The sequence below is a fragment of the Flavobacterium crassostreae genome (assembly GCF_001831475.1).
GTDB classification, from domain to species: Bacteria; Bacteroidota; Bacteroidia; order Flavobacteriales; family Flavobacteriaceae; genus Flavobacterium; species Flavobacterium crassostreae.
Window position 1 is genome coordinate 1819037 of the sequence record NZ_CP017688.1, and the last position, 22790, is coordinate 1841826.

The 22790-nt window shown below is 37.4% G+C and carries 19 protein-coding genes; 8 read left to right on the forward strand and 11 right to left on the reverse strand.

The features are described from left to right. Window positions 1-49: 49 nt before the first annotated feature. The gene (locus LB076_RS08125) at window positions 50-2911 is read right to left on the reverse strand and encodes a TonB-dependent receptor (RefSeq protein ID WP_066331636.1); all 2862 of its coding nucleotides are present in this window, start codon (window positions 2909-2911) and stop codon (window positions 50-52) included. A 299-nt stretch (window positions 2912-3210) separates the two neighbouring features. On the opposite strand from LB076_RS08125, the gene ychF reads away from it, so the two are divergent. The 5 genes from ychF to LB076_RS08150 all read left to right on the forward strand — a co-directional run bounded on the left by ychF (window position 3211) and on the right by LB076_RS08150 (window position 11226). Continuing rightward, the gene (gene ychF / locus LB076_RS08130) at window positions 3211-4305 is read left to right on the forward strand and encodes a redox-regulated ATPase YchF (protein ID WP_066331634.1); all 1095 of its coding nucleotides are present in this window, start codon (window positions 3211-3213) and stop codon (window positions 4303-4305) included. A 246-nt stretch (window positions 4306-4551) separates the two neighbouring features. Then, entirely contained in the window at window positions 4552-5073 is a 522-nt protein-coding gene (locus LB076_RS08135; protein ID WP_066331632.1) for an NADPH-dependent FMN reductase, read from the forward strand. Window positions 5074-5393: 320 nt separating this feature from the next. After that, window positions 5394-7256, forward strand: coding sequence for a DNA topoisomerase IV subunit B (locus tag LB076_RS08140; RefSeq protein WP_066331630.1), 1863 nt, complete (start codon window positions 5394-5396; stop codon window positions 7254-7256). Window positions 7257-7435: 179 nt separating this feature from the next. Continuing rightward, window positions 7436-10147: a DNA gyrase/topoisomerase IV subunit A gene (locus LB076_RS08145; RefSeq protein ID WP_066331627.1), complete on the forward strand. Its 2712-nt coding sequence runs from the start codon at window positions 7436-7438 to the stop codon at window positions 10145-10147. Window positions 10148-10161: 14 nt separating this feature from the next. After that, window positions 10162-11226: a hypothetical protein gene (locus LB076_RS08150; RefSeq protein ID WP_066331626.1), complete on the forward strand. Its 1065-nt coding sequence runs from the start codon at window positions 10162-10164 to the stop codon at window positions 11224-11226. A 114-nt stretch (window positions 11227-11340) separates the two neighbouring features. On the opposite strand, the gene LB076_RS08155 is transcribed toward LB076_RS08150, so the two are convergent. The 3 genes from LB076_RS08155 to LB076_RS08165 all read right to left on the reverse strand — a co-directional run bounded on the left by LB076_RS08155 (window position 11341) and on the right by LB076_RS08165 (window position 13780). Beyond that, window positions 11341-12399: a nucleoid-associated protein gene (locus LB076_RS08155; RefSeq protein WP_066331617.1), complete on the reverse strand. Its 1059-nt coding sequence runs from the start codon at window positions 12397-12399 to the stop codon at window positions 11341-11343. Window positions 12400-12540: 141 nt separating this feature from the next. After that, on the reverse strand, window positions 12541-13080 hold the full coding sequence (locus tag LB076_RS08160; RefSeq protein ID WP_066331614.1) for an IS1096 element passenger TnpR family protein: 540 nt from the start codon (window positions 13078-13080) through the stop codon (window positions 12541-12543). A gap of 142 nt (window positions 13081-13222) precedes the next feature. Further along, the gene (locus LB076_RS08165) at window positions 13223-13780 is read right to left on the reverse strand and encodes a sugar O-acetyltransferase (protein ID WP_066331612.1); all 558 of its coding nucleotides are present in this window, start codon (window positions 13778-13780) and stop codon (window positions 13223-13225) included. A 433-nt stretch (window positions 13781-14213) separates the two neighbouring features. On the opposite strand from LB076_RS08165, the gene LB076_RS08170 reads away from it, so the two are divergent. The 3 genes from LB076_RS08170 to LB076_RS08180 are packed head-to-tail and all read left to right on the forward strand — an operon-like array spanning window position 14214 to window position 16651. Next, on the forward strand, window positions 14214-15557 hold the full coding sequence (locus LB076_RS08170) for a histidine kinase (protein WP_066331609.1): 1344 nt from the start codon (window positions 14214-14216) through the stop codon (window positions 15555-15557). Between the two features lie 24 nt (window positions 15558-15581). After that, window positions 15582-15884: a 2TM domain-containing protein gene (locus tag LB076_RS08175; protein WP_066331606.1), complete on the forward strand. Its 303-nt coding sequence runs from the start codon at window positions 15582-15584 to the stop codon at window positions 15882-15884. Between the two features lie 11 nt (window positions 15885-15895). Then, window positions 15896-16651 (forward strand): LytR/AlgR family response regulator transcription factor, encoded by a 756-nt coding sequence (locus tag LB076_RS08180; RefSeq protein WP_066331801.1) that lies wholly within the window; start codon window positions 15896-15898, stop codon window positions 16649-16651. Between the two features lie 63 nt (window positions 16652-16714). On the opposite strand, the gene LB076_RS08185 is transcribed toward LB076_RS08180, so the two are convergent. The 7 genes from LB076_RS08185 to LB076_RS08215 all read right to left on the reverse strand — a co-directional run bounded on the left by LB076_RS08185 (window position 16715) and on the right by LB076_RS08215 (window position 22790). Then, window positions 16715-16897 carry a CsbD family protein gene (locus LB076_RS08185; RefSeq protein WP_066331604.1) on the reverse strand — a complete coding sequence of 61 codons (183 nt, stop codon included), beginning with the start codon at window positions 16895-16897 and terminating at the stop codon, window positions 16715-16717. Window positions 16898-17098: 201 nt separating this feature from the next. Beyond that, complete coding sequence (locus LB076_RS08190) at window positions 17099-17887, reverse strand: CDP-alcohol phosphatidyltransferase family protein (RefSeq protein WP_066331600.1); 789 nt, start codon at window positions 17885-17887, stop codon at window positions 17099-17101. 66 nt (window positions 17888-17953) lie between these two features. After that, window positions 17954-18988, reverse strand: a complete 1035-nt coding sequence (locus tag LB076_RS08195; RefSeq protein WP_066331597.1) for a COX15/CtaA family protein — start codon at window positions 18986-18988, stop codon at window positions 17954-17956. Window positions 18989-19049: 61 nt separating this feature from the next. Beyond that, entirely contained in the window at window positions 19050-20471 is a 1422-nt protein-coding gene (locus LB076_RS08200; RefSeq protein WP_066331591.1) for a CCA tRNA nucleotidyltransferase, read from the reverse strand. Between the two features lie 20 nt (window positions 20472-20491). Further along, window positions 20492-21064, reverse strand: coding sequence for an L-threonylcarbamoyladenylate synthase (locus LB076_RS08205; RefSeq protein WP_066331590.1), 573 nt, complete (start codon window positions 21062-21064; stop codon window positions 20492-20494). A gap of 8 nt (window positions 21065-21072) precedes the next feature. Next, window positions 21073-21720, reverse strand: a complete 648-nt coding sequence (locus LB076_RS08210; protein ID WP_066331589.1) for an acetyltransferase — start codon at window positions 21718-21720, stop codon at window positions 21073-21075. After that, window positions 21714-22790 carry a DegT/DnrJ/EryC1/StrS family aminotransferase gene (locus LB076_RS08215; protein ID WP_066331588.1) on the reverse strand — a complete coding sequence of 359 codons (1077 nt, stop codon included), beginning with the start codon at window positions 22788-22790 and terminating at the stop codon, window positions 21714-21716. Before LB076_RS08215 ends, LB076_RS08210 begins: the two co-directional genes overlap by 7 nt.

Sequence of the window (22790 nt, forward strand, 5' to 3'; positions counted from 1 at the left end):
CCGGTTTCTACTTGTAGAACCGGCTTTTTGGGTAGTATAAAGCAGTGTTTTAGAACTTATAATTCAAAGATAAACTAAACATCGTTCCGAGTTGGCTAAAATGGTATCCATCATACGTCATTTGCGAATAACGTTGGTTAAAGGTAATCAAATTAGACTCTACTTGTATCGGAGTCAGTCCAGCATGGTTTACGGTAGTGTTATTCATAATGGCTTGTCCAGCGGCGTTTTCGGCCTTAAACTTCCATTCTGGTAACACATTAAGTAGGTTGTTTACATTTAAGGATAAGGTCAGTTTTTCTGTGGCAGAGTAGGTAACTCCTAAATCGGTTACTATTTTAGGAATGAACTCTGTTCTCAGATTGTTGTTTAGCCCTTGTTGCTTAAAGGTCGTTTTTCCAAAATAAGTATTGTTTAATGAAAATCCCATTTTGCCAATTTCATAATTTGCTCCTAAGATCCATTTTGTTTGAGGTCTAGAGGTAAAAAATAAGGCTTCTTGGGTAGGATTAACAATAGATTGTCCAGCACTTTCCACTAGGCTAGGGTTTTTTACGGCACCATCTCTTTCGTTTTGAATGGTGTAATTTCCAGACAAACTAAAATCAAAATCTCCTTTACCAACCAGAAGGTTGTTGTAGTTTAAAACCACATCAATACCACTGGTTTTGGTGTCAATGGCGTTAGCAAAGAAACTAACGTCGGATAAATTATTTGCTCTTAGAACATCATCCAAAGGCGTGGTTCCAATGTTGTTGCCATCACCATCCAATTTAGTTCCTGTGATTTCAGATCCCAATACAATTCTGTCTTTAACCGCAATGTGATAATAATCTATGGTGTAGTTGAAGTTTCGGGTTATTTTTCCGCCAACACCAATGGTGAAGTTTTTGGATTTTTCGGCATCTAATTTAGCCAATCCCAAAAAGGAAGCTTGTGGAGATACATTGTTAACCAAACCACCTACCTGGATTCCTTTGCCAGGAATAAAAGAGTATTGGGATTTTTGGGTATATATTTGGTGCAAGGTAGGAGCTCTAAATCCAGTAGAATACGAAGCTCTTAGAGTCAGCATTGGGTCTATTTTGTATCTGGAGCTTACTTTATACACAAAAGCATTTCCAAAATCCGAATAGTTTTCGGCCCTAACAGTTCCGCTTAGCAAAAAAGCATCGGTTACATCATAGTCTAAACTAAAATAACCTCCAATGTTGTACCGATTCCATTTTCCGGAGTTTTCTGGGGTATTTCCGGCAAAGGAATCTGCACCACCACCATCATAAGAAGCAAGTCCACCAGAAATTATTTCAAAATTTTCGGCTCTCATTTCAGATCCAATACCAATACTGATTTTATCCGATAAGACTCTAGAGATGTCAATATTTCCTACATTGTGAGAAAAACTGGTTCCACCTGGGTTAAAAGCGACAGGACTGTTTTCGCGGTACAACTCTACTGGTTCAAAAAGATTTGTGTCTGGATTCCATCTTGGAGCGTATACTTTATTTCTGTTGTGCGAATTGCCAACCATATACGTTTGTGCATTTCCACCAGTTGTAAAACTTACATCAATATTCCAATCATTAATTTTAGATCTTAAACCCACCGTACCATTATAATCATTTAATAATCCTTCAAAAGTAGGTACATAACCATCATAAGTTCCGTTAGGACCATTTGGAAAAAGTTTAGCCAAGTAGGGATAATCCTCTACAGATCTCCAATACGGCGTTCTGTAATTGGCAAAACTATTTACTTTTTTGTAAATATACGCCGCATTAAAATACAATTCCGTTTGTTCACTCACGTTATATGCACTGTTTACCAAAAATTTAGCAGCAGCATTTTCAGGAGAGCCATTGATGTTTCCGGCATCGGATCTGCGAGACAAAAACTCATTGACCTTAGCAAGACCGGTAGCGTTATTTGCAGTTATAGATGCTTGTGTGGCACCATTGGTATAATTGGCACTGTCATTTGGATCTACATAAACAAAATCCGAATATTCTCCAGCAGCATTAACGGTTCCAGGTCTGTTGGATTGGCTTGTTTTAGAAAAATCTACAGTATAGTTTATAAATCCTTTGTCTACCCCAATTGGGCTTCCGTTATTTACACTTACTCCTAGCATTTCGCCATCTCCTTGGGCAGTAATTCCGCTTCTTGCAGTCACAGAACCGTCTCCTTTATTGTCTTTCAGAATAATATTCATCACCCCAGCAATAGCATCGGATCCGTATTGCGCAGAGGCACCATCACGTAAAATTTCGACACTTTTGATAGCATCCGTAGGGATTCCAGAAATATCTGCTCCTGTTTCTCCACGTCCTGGAGAGGTTTGGGTATATAATAAAGCACTCAAGTTCTTACGCTTACCATTGATAAGTATTAACGTTCTACTAGGTCCCATGTTTCTAATTTCGTAAGGATCTAGCAAAGAGGTAGCATCATTTACAGGAGTTTGCACGGTGTTAAACGAGGGTATTTTGTATTGCAAGGCCTTGTCAAAAGTTGCTTGTCCAGTTGCAGCTAAATCTTTGGACGAGATCACATCAATGGGCAATGCTGAGGTTGTATTGCTTCTGGGTGCTGTTCTGGATCCTGTAATTACAATTTCATTTAGAGTTTGTCCTCCTTCTTGAGACAAAATCACATCCATTTTGGATCCCGAAGCGGTTTTCTCTACAGAATCATACCCAATGTAACTAAAAATTAGTACGGCTCCATCTTTTACTTTTATTTTATAGCCTCCGTCCATATTTGTTGCAACCCCATTTTGGGTTCCTTTTTCAACAATATTTACTCCAGGCAATGCAGCCCCCGAATTGTCTTTGACTACTCCGGTAATTTCTTTTTGGGCAAAGATAAAACTGGCTTGGAATAGCATAAGTAGTAATGTAAATTTTTTCATAACGGATTTAATTTAGGTTGGTTACTACTGCAATGTAATAATTTTTTAACAAAATTTTATCATTTATGTTTATTTTCATAAAAAATAACATAAATAAAGATAAAAGGATGTTGGTGTTATTTAATTATTAAAAAATAACATAATTTAATGTTTTATGTCTAAAAAGTATTAAATTAAAGGCAATCCCAACATAATTTAGTGATTTTGGTTGCAAACCTTTTTTAAATGGTATATTTGCAAATTTTAAAGTAAATCATAAAACGCATTGCCCTAAAAAGCCATTTGTAAACATAACTATCATGAAAGCAGGAATTGTAGGATTACCTAATGTTGGAAAGTCAACTTTGTTTAATTGTTTGTCTAACGCCAAAGCGCAGAGTGCAAACTTTCCTTTTTGTACCATAGAACCTAATATAGGAGTCGTAAATGTACCAGATCCTAGAATCAACAAATTAGAAGAGCTAGTAAAACCAGAGCGGGTACAAATGGCAACGGTGGATATTGTAGATATTGCAGGTTTAGTAAAAGGAGCAAGTAAGGGAGAAGGCTTAGGAAATCAATTTCTGGGAAACATTAGAGAGTGTAATGCAATTATTCACGTTTTGCGTTGTTTTGATAACGATAATATTGTGCATGTAGACGGAAATGTAAACCCTATCCGTGATAAAGAAACCATTGATATTGAGTTGCAATTAAAAGACTTAGATACGGTAGAAAAACGTTTAGAAAAAGTAAATCGTGCTGCCAAAACTGGAAACAAAGAAGCAATCACTGAGAAAGCACTTTTAGATAGAATTAAAGACACGCTTTTGCAGGCAAAATCTGCAAGAACCATTACCTTGGAGAGTAATGACGAAGTGATTTTAATGGAAGGATTTCAATTAATTACCGCAAAACCTGTTTTGTATGTGTGTAACGTAGATGAAAATTCTGCCGTTAACGGAAACAAATACGTAGACCAAGTAAAAGAATTGGTAAAAGACGAAGATGCCGAAGTAATTATTCTTTCTGTAGGAGCAGAGGCAGATATCACCGAATTAGAAAGCTATGAAGAGCGTCAGGTTTTTCTGGAAGACATGGGTTTAACAGAGCCAGGAGCATCCGTATTGATACGTGCGGCATACAAATTATTAAAACAACAAACCTATTTTACGGCTGGAGTTAAAGAAGTTCGGGCTTGGACGATTAACATTGGGTCTACTGCACCACAAGCTGCTGGAGTGATTCATACCGATTTTGAAAAAGGATTTATCCGTGCGGAGGTAATTTCGTACGAAGATTATGTAGCCTATGGCTCTGAGGCCAAAGCCAAAGAAGCTGGTAAATTTAAAGTAGAAGGAAAAGAATATATCGTGAAAGATGGAGATGTAATGCATTTCCGTTTTAATGTGTAATACTTTGCTATATCGATAGAAAAAGTTAACCAAGAGATCCAAAAACCTGCAAGAGTAATTTTGCAGGTTTTTTTGGTTTATTGTAGTAGCTAGCAAAACCAAATGTTGGGGTTTAAAGGGTTGATTTTAAGTACAAAAGCCTAAAAGATGGTTTTAAAAATATGGGATAGTTAGCAGGCAAATACGGTGATTTGTGCTTGTTTGTTGGTTTGTGCTTTGGATTTTTAGTATTTTTATAAAAAAAAGATGAAAATAATTGCTTTTGGCGCAAGTTCTAGTAAAAACTCCATTAATAAAAATGTAGCAATCTACGCTGCTTCTCTTTTTGAAAAAGCGCAAGTAGAAGTCTTGGATTTAAATGATTTTGAAATGCCACTATTTAGCGTAGATACGGAACAGCAAATTGGACAGCATCCTCTGGCGCAGTCTTTTTTGGATAGTATTGCCTCGGCAGATGTTTTGGTGGTTTCTTTGGCGGAACACAACGGAAATTATGCTGCAGCTTTTAAAAATATTTTGGATTGGTGTACTCGCATTACTCCCAAGGTGTTTCATGGAAAACCCATGTTGCTTATGGCTGCTTCTCCTGGAGGTAGAGGGGGAGCTACTGTTTTGGAGATTGCTACAAATGCTTTTGCTCGTTTTGGTGCCGAAATCAAAGAAACGTTTTTGTTACCAAATTACTATTCTAATTTTGATGGTCTGAAGATGCAGCTCTCGGATCCCGAATTGGATACGGAATTAAAAACGAAGGTGCAACGTTTTTAGGGGGTTTAAAGACGGTGTTTTTGGGAGAAATCCTCTAAAATACTATTTGGATGTCTAAAACACCATTACTACCCCCGACAGCAGCGGCATCCTTGTGGCGGCGGGCATTGATGCCGCCACAAGATATAGCGAATGGCGGGAGGGTTGTTTCTTGAAAATGCCTTGCTTTCTGGTTCTAATTTAAGGAATAAGTAGTAAATTTGGGGCTAATAATGGGGGTATAGTATAAGCTTAGGAGGTATTCTGGTTAATTTTGGATCGACCTCTTTTAAAATATATCCAGAAGCCTTATATTAGCACAAAATCGTTAAATTTCCACAATGTCTGATCAAAATCAATATACCGAAGATAATATCCGGTCACTGGACTGGAAAGAGCACATCCGTATGCGTCCCGGGATGTATATCGGAAAACTAGGCGATGGCTCCTCTGCAGATGATGGTATTTATATTTTATTAAAAGAGGTGCTGGATAACTGTATTGATGAGTTTGTTATGGGTGCCGGCAAGACCATTGAGGTATCTATAAAAGATAAAACGGTGGCTGTTAGGGATTATGGCCGTGGGATTCCGCTGGGCAAGGTGATTGATGTGGTTTCTAAAATGAATACGGGAGGAAAATACGACTCTTTGGCATTTAAGAAATCCGTTGGTCTGAACGGTGTGGGTACTAAGGCGGTGAATGCTCTGTCTAACTATTTTAGGGTGGAGTCTGTTCGAGAAGACAAACAAAAGGCGGCAGAATTCTCGGCCGGAAATTTGGTTTTGGATGAGGATATCATTGCTACTACCAAACGCAAAGGAACCAAGGTTACCTTTATTCCGGACGAAACTATTTTTAAAAATTATAAGTTTAGAAATGAGTATGTAATAAAAATGCTCAAAAATTATTGTTACCTAAATACCGGGTTGACAATAATTTATAATGGAGAAAAATATTTTTCGGACAATGGATTGAAAGATTTGTTAGACGAAAATATTGCTCAAGAGGACATGATTTATCCCATTATTCACCTAAAAGGAGAGGATATTGAGGTAGCAATTACGCATAGTAAGTCCCAGTATAGTGAGGAGTACCACTCTTTTGTAAATGGACAAAATACCACACAAGGAGGAACGCATTTGGTGGCTTTTAGGGAAGCTTTGGTTAAAACCATTCGAGAGTTTTATAACAAAACGTTTGATCCATCGGATGTTAGAAAATCGATTGTCAGCGCCGTGAGTGTAAAGGTGATGGAGCCAGTATTTGAATCTCAAACCAAAACCAAACTGGGATCTACCGATATAGGTTCGGAACCCGGAATGCCCTCTGTGCGTACGTTTGTAAATGATTTTGTGAAAACAAAATTAGACAACTACCTGCATAAAAATCCAGAAACGGCAGATTTGCTTTTGCGAAAAATTTTGCAGGCCGAAAGAGAGCGAAAAGAGCTTTCGGGTATTAGAAAACTAGCCAAGGATCGTGCTAAGAAATCCAACTTGCACAACAAAAAATTACGAGACTGTAGGGTGCATTTGCCCGATATTAAAAATGCCCGCTATCTAGAGAGTACGCTCTTTATTACCGAGGGAGACTCGGCGTCGGGATCCATTACTAAATCGCGGGATGTGAATACACAGGCTGTTTTTAGTTTGCGTGGTAAGCCTTTGAACTCCTATGGCATGAGCAAAAAAATTGTTTACGAAAACGAAGAGTTCAATTTGTTGCAAGCCGCTCTAGATATTGAAGACGATATGGAAAACCTGCGTTACAACAACATTGTAATTGCAACGGATGCCGATGTGGATGGCATGCACATCCGATTGTTATTGATTACGTTTTTTTTGCAGTTTTTTCCAGAATTGATCAAAGAGGGGCATTTGTATATTTTGCAAACCCCACTCTTTAGGGTCCGAAACAAAAAAGAAACCATTTATTGCTACTCAGATGAGGAGCGCAAAGTCGCCATCGAGAAACTAAAGCCCAAACCCGAAATTACTCGATTTAAGGGATTGGGAGAGATCTCGCCAGATGAGTTTCAGTTTTTTATAGGCGAAGATATTCGGTTGGATCCGGTGATGATGGACAAAAATACTTCTGTGGAACAATTGCTTTCTTTTTATATGGGTAAAAATACCCCAGACCGTCAAGAGTTTATTATTAAAAATTTGAAGGTAGAATTGGATGTGGTGGAGAAGGAGTAGCCTCCAAAATGGGTGGAAATAAAATACGGTACTCCAGAGTTGGTACCCACAAACCGTTTTTGGTTTTAAGTGGTGGAATCTTTTTCTAAAAAAAAATAACCAATACATCGTTGGCAGTAAGTATAAAACGGTTTTACCTAGTAAAGAAGATTTAATGAAATTAATTTCGTGAGCATTATATGAAAGACGAGGAACAAGAAGATATAAATCCAGAAAAGGAAGCGATTAACTCAGAGGATTCTAGCGTTGGTAAAAATCCAGAAGCAGATGAAGCAGATGATGTTGTTGAAAAATCGACAGACACAGGCCATTTTTACGATACTAACGAAGACGGTGCCGAAACCATTACTAAGGTAACCGGAATGTATAAAGACTGGTTCTTAGATTATGCCTCTTACGTAATTCTCGAACGAGCCGTTCCTGCTATCGAGGATGGTTTTAAACCCGTGCAACGCCGTATTATGCACTCCTTAAAAGAGCTGGATGATGGGCGGTACAACAAAGTTGCCAATGTTGTGGGCCACACCATGCAGTACCACCCACACGGAGATGCTAGTATTGGGGACGCTATGGTGCAAATAGGCCAAAAAGAACTCCTGATTGATTGCCAAGGAAACTGGGGAAACATACTCACTGGAGATAGTGCCGCAGCTTCGCGTTATATTGAAGCTCGTTTGTCTAAGTTTGCCTTAGAGGTTTTATATAGTCCAAAAATTACAGATTGGGGTATGTCTTATGATGGTCGTAGAGCCGAACCCAACAACTTGCCCGTAAAATTTCCGTTGCTATTGGCACAAGGAGCCGAGGGGATTGCTGTGGGACTTTCGACCAAAGTATTGCCACACAATTTTAATGAACTAATTGATGCTTCGATCAAAATATTAAAAGGGAAACCCTTTGCAATTTATCCTGATTTTATGACACAAGGTATTGCCGATGTGTCTAATTATAATGATGGAATGCGTGGTGGTAGAGTACGGGTGCGTGCCAAAATTGCGCAACAAGATAAAAACACCTTGGTGATTACCCAAATTCCGTTTTCGACCAATACTACTACACTTATTGATAGTATTTTGAAAGCCAATGAAAAAGGGAAGATCAAAATCAAGAAAATTGAAGACAATACAGCAGCCAATGTAGAAATCTTAATTCATTTATATCCAGGTGTTTCGCCAGATAAAACGATAGATGCCTTATTTGCCTTTACGGCTTGCGAAACCTCTGTGGCGCCGCTTGGTTGTGTGATCGAAGATAACAAACCGCTGTTTATAGGCGTATCGGATATGTTGAAAATTTCGACCAACAGAACCGTGCAGCTATTAAAGAGTGAACTCGAAATTCAACTAGCCGAATTAGAGGAGCAATGGCATTTTTTATCCTTAGAACGTATTTTTATTGAAAACAAAATTTATAGAGATATTGAGGAAAAAACCACACGCGATACCGTTATTCAAGCAGTAGAAGATGGTCTAAAACCACACATCCAACATTTAAAGCGTGCCATAACCGAAGAGGATATTTTGAGATTGTTAGACATCCGAATCATGCGTATCTCTAAGTTTGACAGCAACAAAGCACAAGATAAAATTGAAGCTTTAGAAGGAAGTATTGCACAAGTAAAGCAGGATTTAGAACATTTGATTGATTTTGCGATAGCCTACTTTACAAAGCTTAAAGAAAAGTATGGAAAAGGGCGCGAACGCCAAACAGAGCTTCGTATTTTTGACGATATTGAGGCCACCAAAGTAGTTTTGCGCAATACCAAATTATATGTAAATAGAGAAGAAGGATTTGTTGGAACCAGTCTCAAAAAAGACGAGTACGTTACCGATTGTTCGGATATTGATGATGTTATTGTTTTTTTGCGCAACGGAAACATGATGATCACCAAGGTAGATGCCAAAACCTTTGTAGGCAAAGACATTATCCATATTGCTATTTTTGACAAGAGTGACAAGCGCACCATTTATAATATACTATATCGAGACGGAAAATCGGGCCCAGCTTATATAAAACGGTTTAATGTAACTGCCGTAACCAGAGATAAATTATATGATTTAACAGCAGGCACTGCAGGATCTCAAATTTTGTATTTTACATGCAATCCTAATGGCGAAGCAGAAGTTATTACCATACTATTGCGACAGGTAGGAAACATCAAAAAATTAAAATTTGACATAGATTTTGCCAAACTTACCATTAAAGGCCGTACTGCCAAAGGAAACATAGCCAGTAAATACCCTATCAAAAAAATTGAAATCAAAGAAAAAGGAATCTCCACCTTACTGCCCAGAAAAGTATGGTTTGATGACACCGTTAGACGTTTAAATGTAGAGGGTAGAGGAGCATTATTGGGAGAATTTAGACCTAGCGACAAAATACTAATTATCCAACAATCTGGAAAATTAAAAGTAGTCACACCAGAGCTAACCACCCATTTTGAAACCGATATGGTTGTATTAGAAAAATGGGTGCCCCAAAAACCCATTTCGGCAATATACTATGATGGCGAGAAGCAGCGGTATTATCTAAAACGTTTTTTGGTAGAAACAGAAAACAAAGAAGAGGTTTTTATAACCGAGCATCCTAATTCACAATTAGAGATTGTAGCAACCGACTACCGTCCGGTGGCAGAGTTGGTTTTTCCAAAAATAAAAGGCGTCCAAAAAGAAACCATTGTTATAGATGTAGAAAATTTTATTGCCATAAAAGGATTCAAGGCCATGGGGAACCAATTGACTACAGATAAACTAAAGCAAGTAAACCTGTTAGACCCATTGCCATATGAAGCACCTCTAGAAACACCGCCAGAAAAAAGCAATTTGGATTCAGAGAACCATACCGATGGGGATGTGCAACTAGATGAAGATGGTCAGGTAATATTATTTTGATAAACAAACAACCCATGAGTGATGCATTTATACAATTCAAAAAACCGTCTTATCCCATAAATAAATCCTTATTTGACTATTTAGAACGTTTTGATCGCATTTCAAAAGTAGCCATAAGTTATGAGGATTTATTACGATTTTCAGGATCTATAAACGTGTATGACAAAAAAGACCAAGACACCCTCTGGGCACGAGTTTTTTATAGTGAGCACGAAAGGACCGAAATAGATTTGAACCTAAAAAAAATCTATTCTCTGCTCCATTCGGATGGAAATACAGATATCCTAAAGTTTTTAAATGTAGATGCCATTGATTACTGCACCTTTGGAAACTCCAAGCCTTTTAGGGTAAAAGTACGTAACATTCTCAATGACAATTACGTGCATTTTTATATAAAAAAAGCCGATGCCTCCAGGATTTATGGTCTGGAGTTGGAGCATATTTTATCCCCAGACAAAATAAACTTTTTAGTCTACCAAGATACCTTGATTGAAGAGCACATTATAGGCATACCAGGAGATGTTTTTATGGATACCTTGTTAAAAAATTGCATTGAAACCGAAAAAGCACAAATAGCAAAAGAATTTGTAAAATTTAATGAACGCTGCATGATCCGTTTGTTGGGAGACATGAGAGCCTATAATTATGTAATTGTTCCCATACATGATTTTGATCAGGTAGTGTATAGAATACGCCCCATTGACTTTGACCAACAATGTTACGAAGGCAATTTTAAGGTATATCGGCCGCAGTTTTTTAAAGAAAACAATCCAATGGTACGGCTAGTTAAAGAAAAACTACAAATTAGTTCTGTAGAACAATATAAAAATGAAGAACGGTCCGCATTGGCCAAAAGAATTTTGTCTGCCGAAACCCGTATAAAGCGTATCCTAAAAATCATGGGACAAGACACTATTGCCCCTCCAGAACATGTAGAACAACTAAAAATGGATCTTTATAAGTACACCAATGACTTGAATTTTAAAAACGCCAAACGAATGGGAAATGTGCTCAGTGCCGCATTCCGGTTTGTAACCAAAAATTATAAGAACGCAAACGTATTTAAATCCGGTTTTTGAGAAATCGATTTTGCAAGACACCAAAAACCACCAAACCAATACCCCAAAACAGCAACTCCTTATTTACAAGCTGTAAATAAGGAGTTGCTGTTTGTGTAGAGGCAAGATTGCTAGTTATGATTTTTGTTCTTTATTAAAATAAACCAGATAGTAATACATCTGTTTTTCTTCGTCCCAGCCTTTTTCTACATATTTTTCGGCACTTTCGGGATTAATAAAATCCATTTTTATTTGGATATTGGTATCCAGATTGATAACGTTTTTGATAGATTTTCGGGCATCCGAAACCGCTGCATTAGCAATAGGGAACGAGGTTACGTCCTCAATGCTATATTTTTCACCTTTGTCGGTTTTATAATTTTTAAATTCTGGAATCAAATCCGGGTTGTCTAAAACTTCATTCAAGAAGTTGGTTTCTTCAAACTGGTCGTTTTTGGCAAAATAATTTACAGATCGGTTCATAAACATTACCTCTTCTTTTTTGTCTTCAGCCGGAAAAACCACATCTTTAGCAAAATTTTGACAAAATTTCAAGTATTTCTTAGTGATAAAATTTTCATCCTCAAACGCATCCACAGACAAAAAATGTTCCAACCAATAGCGGGCATCATAACGGTTACTATCAACGGTCAATATTTTGTAGCCTTCTTCTTTTTTATGATTAAAAATAATACAGCCTTTATCTAATTTACTCAAGTTTACCCCTTGTTGCAAAATCATCTCTAAATGGGTTCCTTTTTCTTCAAACTGCAAAAAATCTGCTTGTAACTCACTTTTAAAAATCCCGATGGCATCCACAGGAGTATTGTCAATATTCACATTGGTCAAATACGTCACATACACCTCTCCGTTTTTAATATGCGGATGGTTGGATTGCTCAAATAAATGTTTGGTTATTTTTTTAGAGGTTTCGTGTAGTGTTTCTGGTTTTTCAAAAATTTCGGTAGCAAATTTGTACATATCATTGTAATCCAAATCTACCTCATGCGCAAACTGAAAATAGTTTTCCTCTTTTTCTCTAAAAGGTTTCAAGAAAAATTCTTTCATAAGCGGCACAATCTCGTCATTAAGACTAAAGGGTTGCTCGGATAAAAAAATGGCCTCGTTGCGGCTTTTGTTTCCTACCCTATGGATAGAAAGCGTCTCTATGTGCGTGTTAAATAAGTTAATCATTTTTATTTTAGAGTTTATGAGAGACTGAGTTTAAAAGATTCAAAGTGTTTTATTTTCCTGCAAAGGACACCTTAGCTTCTTTCAACTTCTGGACTATCTTGGTATGTTTTCTTAAATTGTAATTGGGATATGCAATTGGGGTTAATTCCAATTTTCCTCATATCCAAAATCTTCAAAGCTATCATCGCCTTCAAATAGATCCAAATCATCCGGATCCAAACCATCCTCATAGTCGTTGGCATAATCGTCTGCGTTATCGGCTTCAAAGTTTTTTTCGATAGCCTCATCGGGCATTTCGCCATGAGCAAATAACGTTTCTGGATACGTGGCTCCAGCTTCTTGCTCCTCCACCGAAGCGAGTTCAATAAGAAACGTCCACATGTTTATAAAATCATAAACATACAAAAGCTTGGTGTTTTCTTCATCCAAAATATCCGAAAGCTTATAATCACTCATGATTTTTTGTTCGCCCGGAATATCTCCTGTATCAAAAAGCGAAATTTCGTCCTCCTGATTCCAAGTCTCATCACAAGTATAAAAAGATGCCACTTCCATCCCGTCAAAGCCAAACGAATTGAAGATTGCATTATGTAAATCTTCTAAAGTATCCTCATCAAGTATTGCAATATCTCTAAAAATATCTTCTTCGGCATCTAGAATCACTCTGAATTTGTAAACCATAATCTTTGTTTTTAATGAAAGTTCAAAGGTAAAATTTAATTTTAGATTTCAGATTTGCAAACGGCATTTGTTGATAAGATTTTTGCCCAAAAACCTAAAGCCCTAGCCCTAAATTTGTTTCGGACCAAAACCCCAATCCCCATCACAAATTTAATTCCCGAATCACCCTAGCGGGATTTCCGACCGCCAAGCAGTTATCCGGAACATCCTTTGTGACCACAGATCCAGCACCGATCACACAACCCTTACCAATACGAACTCCAGGGCAAACCACCGTATTGCCACCAATCCAACAATCCTCCCCAATGGCAATTGGCAAGGCAGATGCCCTGGTTTTTCTAAGTTCTGCCTCCAGCGGGTGCGTAGCGGTATAGAGCTGTACATTAGGTCCCAAAAACACATTAGAACCAATAGTTACCGGCGCAGCATCCAGCACCACACAATTCACATTAAAATACACATTGGCACCACACTGTATATTATAGCCATAATCACAATGAAAAGGCGGCTCAATATAAAGATTAGCCCCAACATTAGGAATCAATTCCTGTATAATCTCGCGCGCCTTTTTAGTAATGCGGAACTCCGTAACATTCAGTCGATGCAGCAAGTTCTTGGCACGTCTTCGGTCTTTAACCAAAGAGGCATCGCCAGCAAAATAATAGTCACCAGCAATCATTTTTTCTTTTTCTGTTTTCATGATCGGTTACTTAAATACATATTTTAAACATTAGGGCATGCCCTGCGCAAAAGCTCCGGTCGGGCTATCCGTTACAATCTCCCATAAAAAAATGGGAGGATTTTCACTACTATCCCTCATGCAAGCCATCGCTGTGAGCAATCATGATTTGGTGTAAATATACCCGAAAAAGGAGTTTATTACAACTCATCCTCCTAATTTGACAGTTCAGTAACAAAAAATTTTTCTAATGCTGGCTTGCATATACTTTTGTACCCACACAACCCCAAGTTAGTAACCCTAAAAACACCCAATACCCATGCAAAACAACACCCCCAATAGTGCCACATACCGCTATACCATCCAATTTTTAGTTATTTTTAGCCCCAAAAACCACTTTTTATACTCACAACAAAACAATCCACAACAAAACAACCACTAAAATAGCAATCTAATGTACACCCAAAAACTAATAAAAGAACTACCCCGAGCCTTATTTATCTCTACTACCATAGCAATATTTTTAAGCCTTTTACCGCTATTGCACGCGGATAACAGCAGTTTTGACAACCAATTCAAAGTCAGGTTTTTGTACGCCCTAAGCTATAGTTTTATACTCTATTATGCCAACGCCATGTTATTCTTGTTTTTGAACTCCTTTTTTGAAGAACAAAAATACCCCTTCAAGAGAGTGCTAATTGGTTTTTTGAGTTCTTTTATTCTAAGTCTAGTAGTGTTTTTTTCACTACGGATCCTTGAAGAAGTTATTTTGCGCCAAGGGACCTTAGAGGCATTTTTAGACACCGAATCGGTTTCTAATTACACCACTACTTTAGGGATCACTTTTTTGGTACTATTAGGCATTTATGGACTCTATTTTTACAAAGCCTATACAGACCATAAAATAACCGAACAACAAATAATTGCAGGAACGGCTTCGGCTAAATTTGAGAGTTTAAAAAACCAAATAGACCCCCATTTTTTGTTCAATAGCCTAAACGTGCTGAGTTCCTTAATCGAAGAAAATCCCGAAAATGCCCAGCGTTTCACCACCTCTTTATCCAAGATTTACCGTTATGTATTGGAACAAAAAGACAAAGATCTAGTCCCTCTAGAAGAGGAGTTAGCCTTTGCTAAAACCTACATGAACCTACTCACCATGCGATTTGAAAACAGTTTGTTTTATGAGTTACCCACCACCATAACCAATCCCGAAGCCAAAGTGCTGCCCTTATCCCTACAACTATTGCTAGAAAATACCGTAAAGCATAATGTAGTGAGTCAAAAACGGCCTTTACATATCCGGATTTATATCCAAGAGGATTATCTGGTAGTGCAAAACGACCTACAGAAAAAAGAAGTACTCTCCAATAGGCAAGGAGTTGGCCTACAGAATATTATCAGCAGATACGCATTAGTAACCAACAAAAAAGTAAAACTAGAGCAGAGCCAACAACTCTTTACGGTGCAATTACCCATTTTAACCAAACAAATCTCCACCATGTTTGTCGAGCCTCATAACCAACAAGACCAGGCATATGGCAAAGCCCAAGAAACCGTAACGGCTTTAAAAAACTTTTACCAAAGTCTGCTAACATATGGAATCGTGGTACCGATTTTAATTGTTATAAATTTAAGATTTTCGCCACAATTTCAATGGTTTTGGTTTCCAGCCGCAGGATGGGGTTTGGGATTACTATTGCGTGCCTTGCAGGTTTTTGGGTACAACTCCAATTGGGAACACAAAAAAACACAACGTATTTTAGAACAACAACCAACCAAAACTAAATCAAAATAACCCATAAAAAAATCCTACAAAAACATGCAAAACACCACAACCAACCAACAGCATTGGCAACAAGTCCAAAAGCAAGCCCAACAAATTCAAATATGGTACACCAAATGTAGGGGCTATCTACTTATAAATACCGGATTAGTGGTGCTTAATTTGTGGACCTCTCCAGATTCGTTATGGTTTTACTGGCCTATGTTGGGCTGGGGGATAGGTCTTTTTTTTCAGGCAAAAAAAGCATTTAACTGGCCGTTTTTTTTAGGAAAAAACTGGGAACACAAAAAAATACAACGTATTTTAGACCAACAAACACAACAGCGCCAATGGGAGTAATTGCAAAACCAATCACCACAATAATAATTGAAGACGAAAAGCCTGCCGCAAGATTATTGCAACGCAAACTACAAAAACTGCAAATTCAGGTAGAGGTGCTATTGCATTCCGTAGAAGAAGCCATAGCATGGTTTGCCCACAACCCGCATCCGGATTTGCTATTCTTGGACATACAACTATCCGATGGATTGTCGTTTGAGATATTTGAAAAAATAGAAATCAAAAGCGCTATAATTTTTACCACAGCCTATGATGCCTTTGCGTTACGAGCCTTTAAATTAAATAGCATAGACTACCTATTAAAACCCATAGAAGAACAAGAGTTGGCAACGGCTGTTTTAAAATTTGAGCAACGCTTGCCGCAAAAGGACACACTACACTTGGATTTTGAAGCAATTCAAAAAATGCGCCACAGTCTCTTTCAAAAAGAATTTAAAAAACGTTTTACAGTCAAAGTTGGGACGGCTCTAAAAATTGTTTCGATAGAAGAGGTAGAGTGTTTTTATAGCCAAAATAAAGCAACCTACCTGCATACATTGGACAACAGAAACTACCCACTCGAAACCACTTTAGAAATTTTAGAGCAAGAATTAGACCCAGAAAATTTTTATAGAATAAGCCGAAAATTTATAATTCCGATCCAGTCCATTACTAAAATTACGCAATACAGCAATTCCAGATTGGAGATACAACTGCCATCTTTTAAGGAAGATCCGGTTGTGGTAAGCCGCGAAAAAGTAGGAGCATTTAGAGACTGGTTGCGCTAAAGAGGAGGCACAAAAAAACGGTTTCAATAGTCTATTGAAACCGTTTTAAAAAAGAGGCTCTTTTTATTCAAAAAGAGATAAAATTTCTTTTTTAGTTTTCCCTAATTTTTTCTGTAGGTTACCCCACATTTCATCTTCTTTACCTTCTGCATAAAGCAAATCGTCGTCCGTTAGATCTGCAAATTTTTGCTTAAGTTTTCCTTTAAATTCATTCCAGTTTCCTTTAATTTCTTCTGAGTTTGGCATGGTGTTTATTTTTAATGGTTCGTATTATTTACATCACAAAATTGCAAAATACTACCCGCAAAACACTTATGTAATTTTTGTAAAGTGTTACAAAATTATGGGATATAGGTTTTTAAAATCCAAAAATAACATTAAACAAAAAGTATAGGTAGTGTTGTTTAGTGATTTGGTTAATAGGTTTTTAGAAGTATAGTATAAAATTTATCTATAATGGGTTTTGGTGCCAAAAAAGTATTTTCGGATAGCAATCAATGCAAAAATAAATACGGAGTATCCAATAAGAAAAGGCATAATGTAGGCTATCCATCCAAAGGCTAACATGGCTGCTATAAGCAATAATTGAAACCCTAAGCCATACAAAGAAACAAAGGTCATGAACCAATTTGGAAAGGTTTTTACCTTGTATGCATCGGGATCCAAACGATGGATTATTTTGTCAAAACCACCATAAACTATCGTATAAATTTGGAACAAAATGGTAACCGTTTTTTGACTCTCCCCAGCTAAAGCTCGTGGTGCTTTGTACTCAAAAATTTTGCTTGTTGTATCTGCTCCTACAGACTTGTTTCTTAAAATAACATAGTAGTAATTATACAAAGTTCCTTGTAACTGAATACAAAAAAAAGCAATTAAAGTAAGCCCAAAAGTTGCCTCGGACACATAACAAATTGCAGTCAAAAAAAAGAAGTTTAAAAAAATATCAAATATACTATCTAAATACCTTCCGCTGTAGGATGGGGTTTTTTTGATGCGCGCAAGTTCTCCATCTGCAGCATCGATACCCGATTTTAAAATTATAAAAAAACCAGCCCAATATTGGTGGTTTTCTAAAATACAATATACTCCAAGCAGACCAGAAACACCAAAAAGTAAGGTAACATGTATGGGAGTCCAACGGGTGTTTTTTAATTGGTTTGCAACCATTTTTCCAAAAGACCTTCCATAATCGGATAAGTCCAAAAAACGATCTTGTGAGGCGAGTTTAGCCATGTAGTTATGTAAACAAAAGAAATGCGACAATATAGTCTAGCCCGGAGAGCATCTGAAATTAGTGGGTTATTTGGATAACCTATGTAGGGTGAAGGTCATGGCAGATAGCAAAAAGAAAGCGTTGATTTGATGTGCCAATCCCAACCATAATGGAACCTGGTAGAGTAGCGTAAAGACGCCTAATGCAAATTGTGCAAATACCAGTAGCAGCAGGAGTTTTATTCCGGCGGCCTGTTGTTTGTTTAAATCAAATTTTTGGCTCTTAAAATACAACAAAACCATAAAGCCAACTACAATATAGGCTAAGGTGCGGTGTATAAACTGCACGCCGCTTTTGCCTTCTGTGAAACTCAATAAGAGGTTTTTTTGTTCTATAAACACACTATCGTGGATAAATTGTCCGTCACTCATCAAGGGCCAGTGGTTGTGTATTAAACCAGCATTTAGACCAGCTACAAAACCTCCGTATATAATTTGTAGTATTAAAAATACTAATGCGTAACGGGCTATTTTTTTTAAACTAGTCAGGGCTGGATTTCTATCGGGATATAGTAAATCTAGAGCAACCCAAAATGTGTATGCAAAGGTGATAAAGGCAAAGGTTAAGTGTAAGGCTAGTCTAAAATGGCTTACATCTGGATTGTCAATCAAACCGCTTTTTACCATAAACCAACCCAAAAAACCCTGAAAAGCACCCATTGCTAGCAATACCAAGCATTTTTGTATGGTGGCTGTGTCCAGTTTTTTTGTATATAAAAAATAAAAAAAAGGAATTAAAAAAACCAGACCTATTATTCTTCCAATAAAACGGTGAAACCACTCCCAGAAATAAATAAATTTGTAATCCGAAAGCTGAAAATCGTTATGAATATTGATTTTTTGGTATTCCGGAAATTTTTTGTACTGCTCAAAGGCTTCTTCCCATTTAGCATCGGTTAGTGGCAAAAATGTGTCGGTAACCAAATGCCAATCCGTCATGGATAGTCCAGAATTGGTTAGTCTTGTTATACCGCCTACTGTAACCATTATAAATAATAATACACAACCCGATAAAAGCCAGATGATTACGGGTTTGTTTGGTGTTTTCTTCTTTAAATCCATTTTGTAACAAGATTATTTTAAATACGATACAAAGGTATTTTATTACCACAGCAGTATTGGTTTAACAAGCGTTAATTTTTAAGCCGAGTTTTGCGGCTCTTTTTAACATAAATTGGTAGGCAGCTTGGTACTCATTGGGTATCTCGCCTTCCAAAATAGCCTCTTTAATGGCTTCTTTTAGTACGCCAATTTCTCGGGAGGGTTTTAAGTCAAAAAGAGTCATAATTTCTTCGCCAGTAATTGGGGGTTGAAAATTACGAACGTGATCGCGCGCCTCTACTTCAACTATTTTGTTTCTAACAATTATAAAATTGTGATGGTATTTCTTGAACTTGTTTGGGTTTTTGGTGGTGATGTCTGCTTCGCAAAGTGTCATTAAATCCTCCACGTCTTCGCCTGCATCAAATACTAAACGACGCACGGCGGAGTCCGTAACGGTGTCTTGCGATAAAACAATGGGACGAGAGCTCATCATAACCATTTTTTGAACAAATTTCATTTTTTGATTTAAGGGTAGGTGCAAACGCTCAAATATTTTTTTGACCATTTTGCCACCCAAAAATTCATGGCCATGAAAAGTCCAACCTTGTTTTTTGTTATAACGTTTGGTAGGAGCCTTGCCTATATCATGCAATAATGCGGCCCAACGCAACCACACATCATCGGTATGTGGACAAATGTTGTCAACTACCTCAAGAGTGTGGTAAAAATTATTTTTATGGGTTTGTCCTTCAATTTCTTCTACATTATTTAGGGCGGTTAATTCGGGCAGTAGAATTTCTAGTAGTCCGGTTTGGTATAACAGCAAAAATCCAATGGATGGTTTGGGTGTAGAGAGTATTTTGTTTAACTCCTCAACAATTCGTTCTCCCGAAATAATTTGGATTCTATCGGCATTTTTGGTAATGGATTGTAAAGAATTTGTTTCTATTTCAAAATTTAATTGCGTAGCAAACCGAATGGCACGCATCATCCGCAGGGGATCATCAGAATAGGTGATATCTGGATCGAGCGGCGTTTTTAAAATTTTATTTTTAATGTCTTTTAGTCCATCAAAAGGATCTAGTAGTTCTCCATAATTGTCTGGATTTAGTGCAATTGCTAGGGCATTTATGGTAAAATCTCTACGGTCTTGGTCGTCTTGCAGGGTTCCGTTTTCGACTACTGGATTTCGGCTTTCAAAATGGTAGGATTCTTTACGTGCACCTACAAATTCTATTTCGGTATCTTCAAAACGAAGCATGGCTGTTCCGTAGTTTTTAAAAACCTGTACTTTGGGTTTTTTTGGAAGTAGTTGAGAGACCTTTAAGGCCAATTCTATTCCGCTACCAACGGCAACAATATCAATGTCTTTTTTAAAGTTTCTCTGGAGGATTAAATCTCTAACAAAACCGCCAATAACGTAGCTCTCTACGTGGAGTTCTTGTGCTGCTTGTGAGATGATTGGAAATATCTTGTTATGTAATGCTTCTTTGTAATTCATTATTTTTTGGGCCACTAATGTTATTTTCGGATCACTTTCACCTGTGAATCCTTTGTCAATTTTATAATTGTTGATGGTTTTGCATTTACTTTATCGTGCTGCAAATTTACAACATAGTCTACGCCATTTATAATCTCGGGGCTAATTTCTTTAAAACTTTTGGGTGTAGGTTGCCCAGAAATATTTGCAGATGTGGATACTAGGGGTTTTTTCATTTTTTCGAGAAGTTTAAAACAAAACGGCTCTTTGATCATCCGTACGCCTAATGTTTGGTCTGTTGCAATTAAATTTGCTGCTACATTTCGGGGCTGGTCTAGTACCAAGGTGGTGGGGTTTTCGGCAAAATCGATAATTTGCCAAGCTACTTCTGGAATGTCTTTAAATACATTATAGAGCATTCTTTCGCCATTGACCAGTACAATCATGCTTTTGGTTTCGGCTCTTTGTTTGAGTTGGTATATTTTGGCTACTGCTTCTGCATTTGTAGCATCACAACCTAAACCCCAAACGGTGTCTGTAGGGTAGAGTAGTATGCCACCATTCTTGATGACTTCGTAGGCATTATGGATTTCTTGGTTGGTGTCTGAATTCATGATCTTAACTACAGATTAATTGGGCTTAATTCTTTTTTGATCACTGCTGGTATCCCTGCTACCATACAATTGTCTGGAACATTTTTTGTGACAACAGCTCCTGCTGCTACAATTACGTTTGTACCAATGGTTATTTTAGGTAGTACCGTTGCATTGGTGCCAAGAATGCTGTAAGCGCCAATAGTGCAATTTCCAGAAATACTCACTCCTGGGGATAGTTCTACAAAATCCTGAATGATGGTATCGTGTCCGATGGTACAATTTAAATTAATTATGGTGCCTTTGCCTACGTGAATATCGTTTGTGAGTACTGTTCCAGTCATAATATTACAACCTTCTTGGATGGTGTTGCCAAAATGTCCAACAGAAGCTTTAGGGCTTATCGTTGCAGTAAACACACCACCGATGGATTGGAATTTTTCGTAAAGCATTTTTCTCAATACGGGGTTACCTATCCCAATGGTAAATTCATTGGAGGTAGTTTTGAAGTAAGCCTCGGCTGCTTCCATTGTTTTCAAAATTGGAAAAGTTTGATACAGTTTTCCGGTCAACTCAGTATTTACATCATCAAAAAAGGCTACATTTTTTAGTTGCTTATTTTGGTATAACACTTCGAGTACTTCTTTAGCAAAACCTTTTGCTCCTACTATTAACATATTGATTGGTTTATTATGAATGTAATTTCTTCTAATTGGGTTGTTGTTAATCCTACATAAAGAGGCAGACAAAGTACTCTGCTTGCTATGGATTCTGCAACAGGCATTGTAGCTCCCTTGAGGTAGTCTATTGTGTTTAAGGATGGATAAAAATACCTTCGTGGAAATATATTTTTAGCATTCAATGCTTTCTGGGTTTTTAGAAGTATTTCTTCGGATTCTAAAATAATGGGAAAATAACTATAATTCCAACGGGTGTTCTCTCGTATTTTGATGGTTTTTAAGAGACCAAAATTTATATTTTTGATATAAAAATCTACCACCTCTTTTCGGGCCGAAATAATGTTATCCATGTGCGGATACACTGCCAGCCCCATGGCAGATTGTAGCTCTGATATTTTGGCGTTAATGCCTAAACCATGAAATGCTAACGGCCCATTGTGTCCAAAATTATGACTATAAAATAATTGTTGGAACAGCTCTTTGTTGTTGCAAAATAAAGCACCTCCCTCTCCGGTATGGAATAACTTTGTAGCATGAAAACTACAGCTGCTAACATCTCCAAAATTAAAAATAGAAGTGTCATTGTAATTTACTCCAAAGCAGTGTGCGGCATCATAAATTACTTTTAGATGGTGTTTTTTGGCAATTTTTTCGATTGCAATTACCGCACAAGGATTTCCAAAAACATGAGTTGCTACTATGGCAGTGGTTTTTGGGGTTATTGCGGCTTCAATTTGGGTTTCATCAATGGTTAAATATTCTGGATGTATATCTACAAACACCGGAGTACAATTTTCCCAAACAATAGCTGCTGCTGTTGCTATATACGAGAAAGGTGTAGTGATAATTTCGGCATTATTACCCAATAGTTTTAAGGCTATTTGCAGGGGTAGGGTTCCGTTAGTGGTTAGTATTAAATCACTAACCTTAAGATACGTTTTTAGTTTTTGTTCTAGTTCCAGGGTTAGTTCGCCTCTATTGGTGAGCCATTGGTTTTGCCAGATACGTTCTAAATATTGGTTGTATTCCTCTAAGGGAGGAAAAAATGTTTTGGTTACATTGATCAT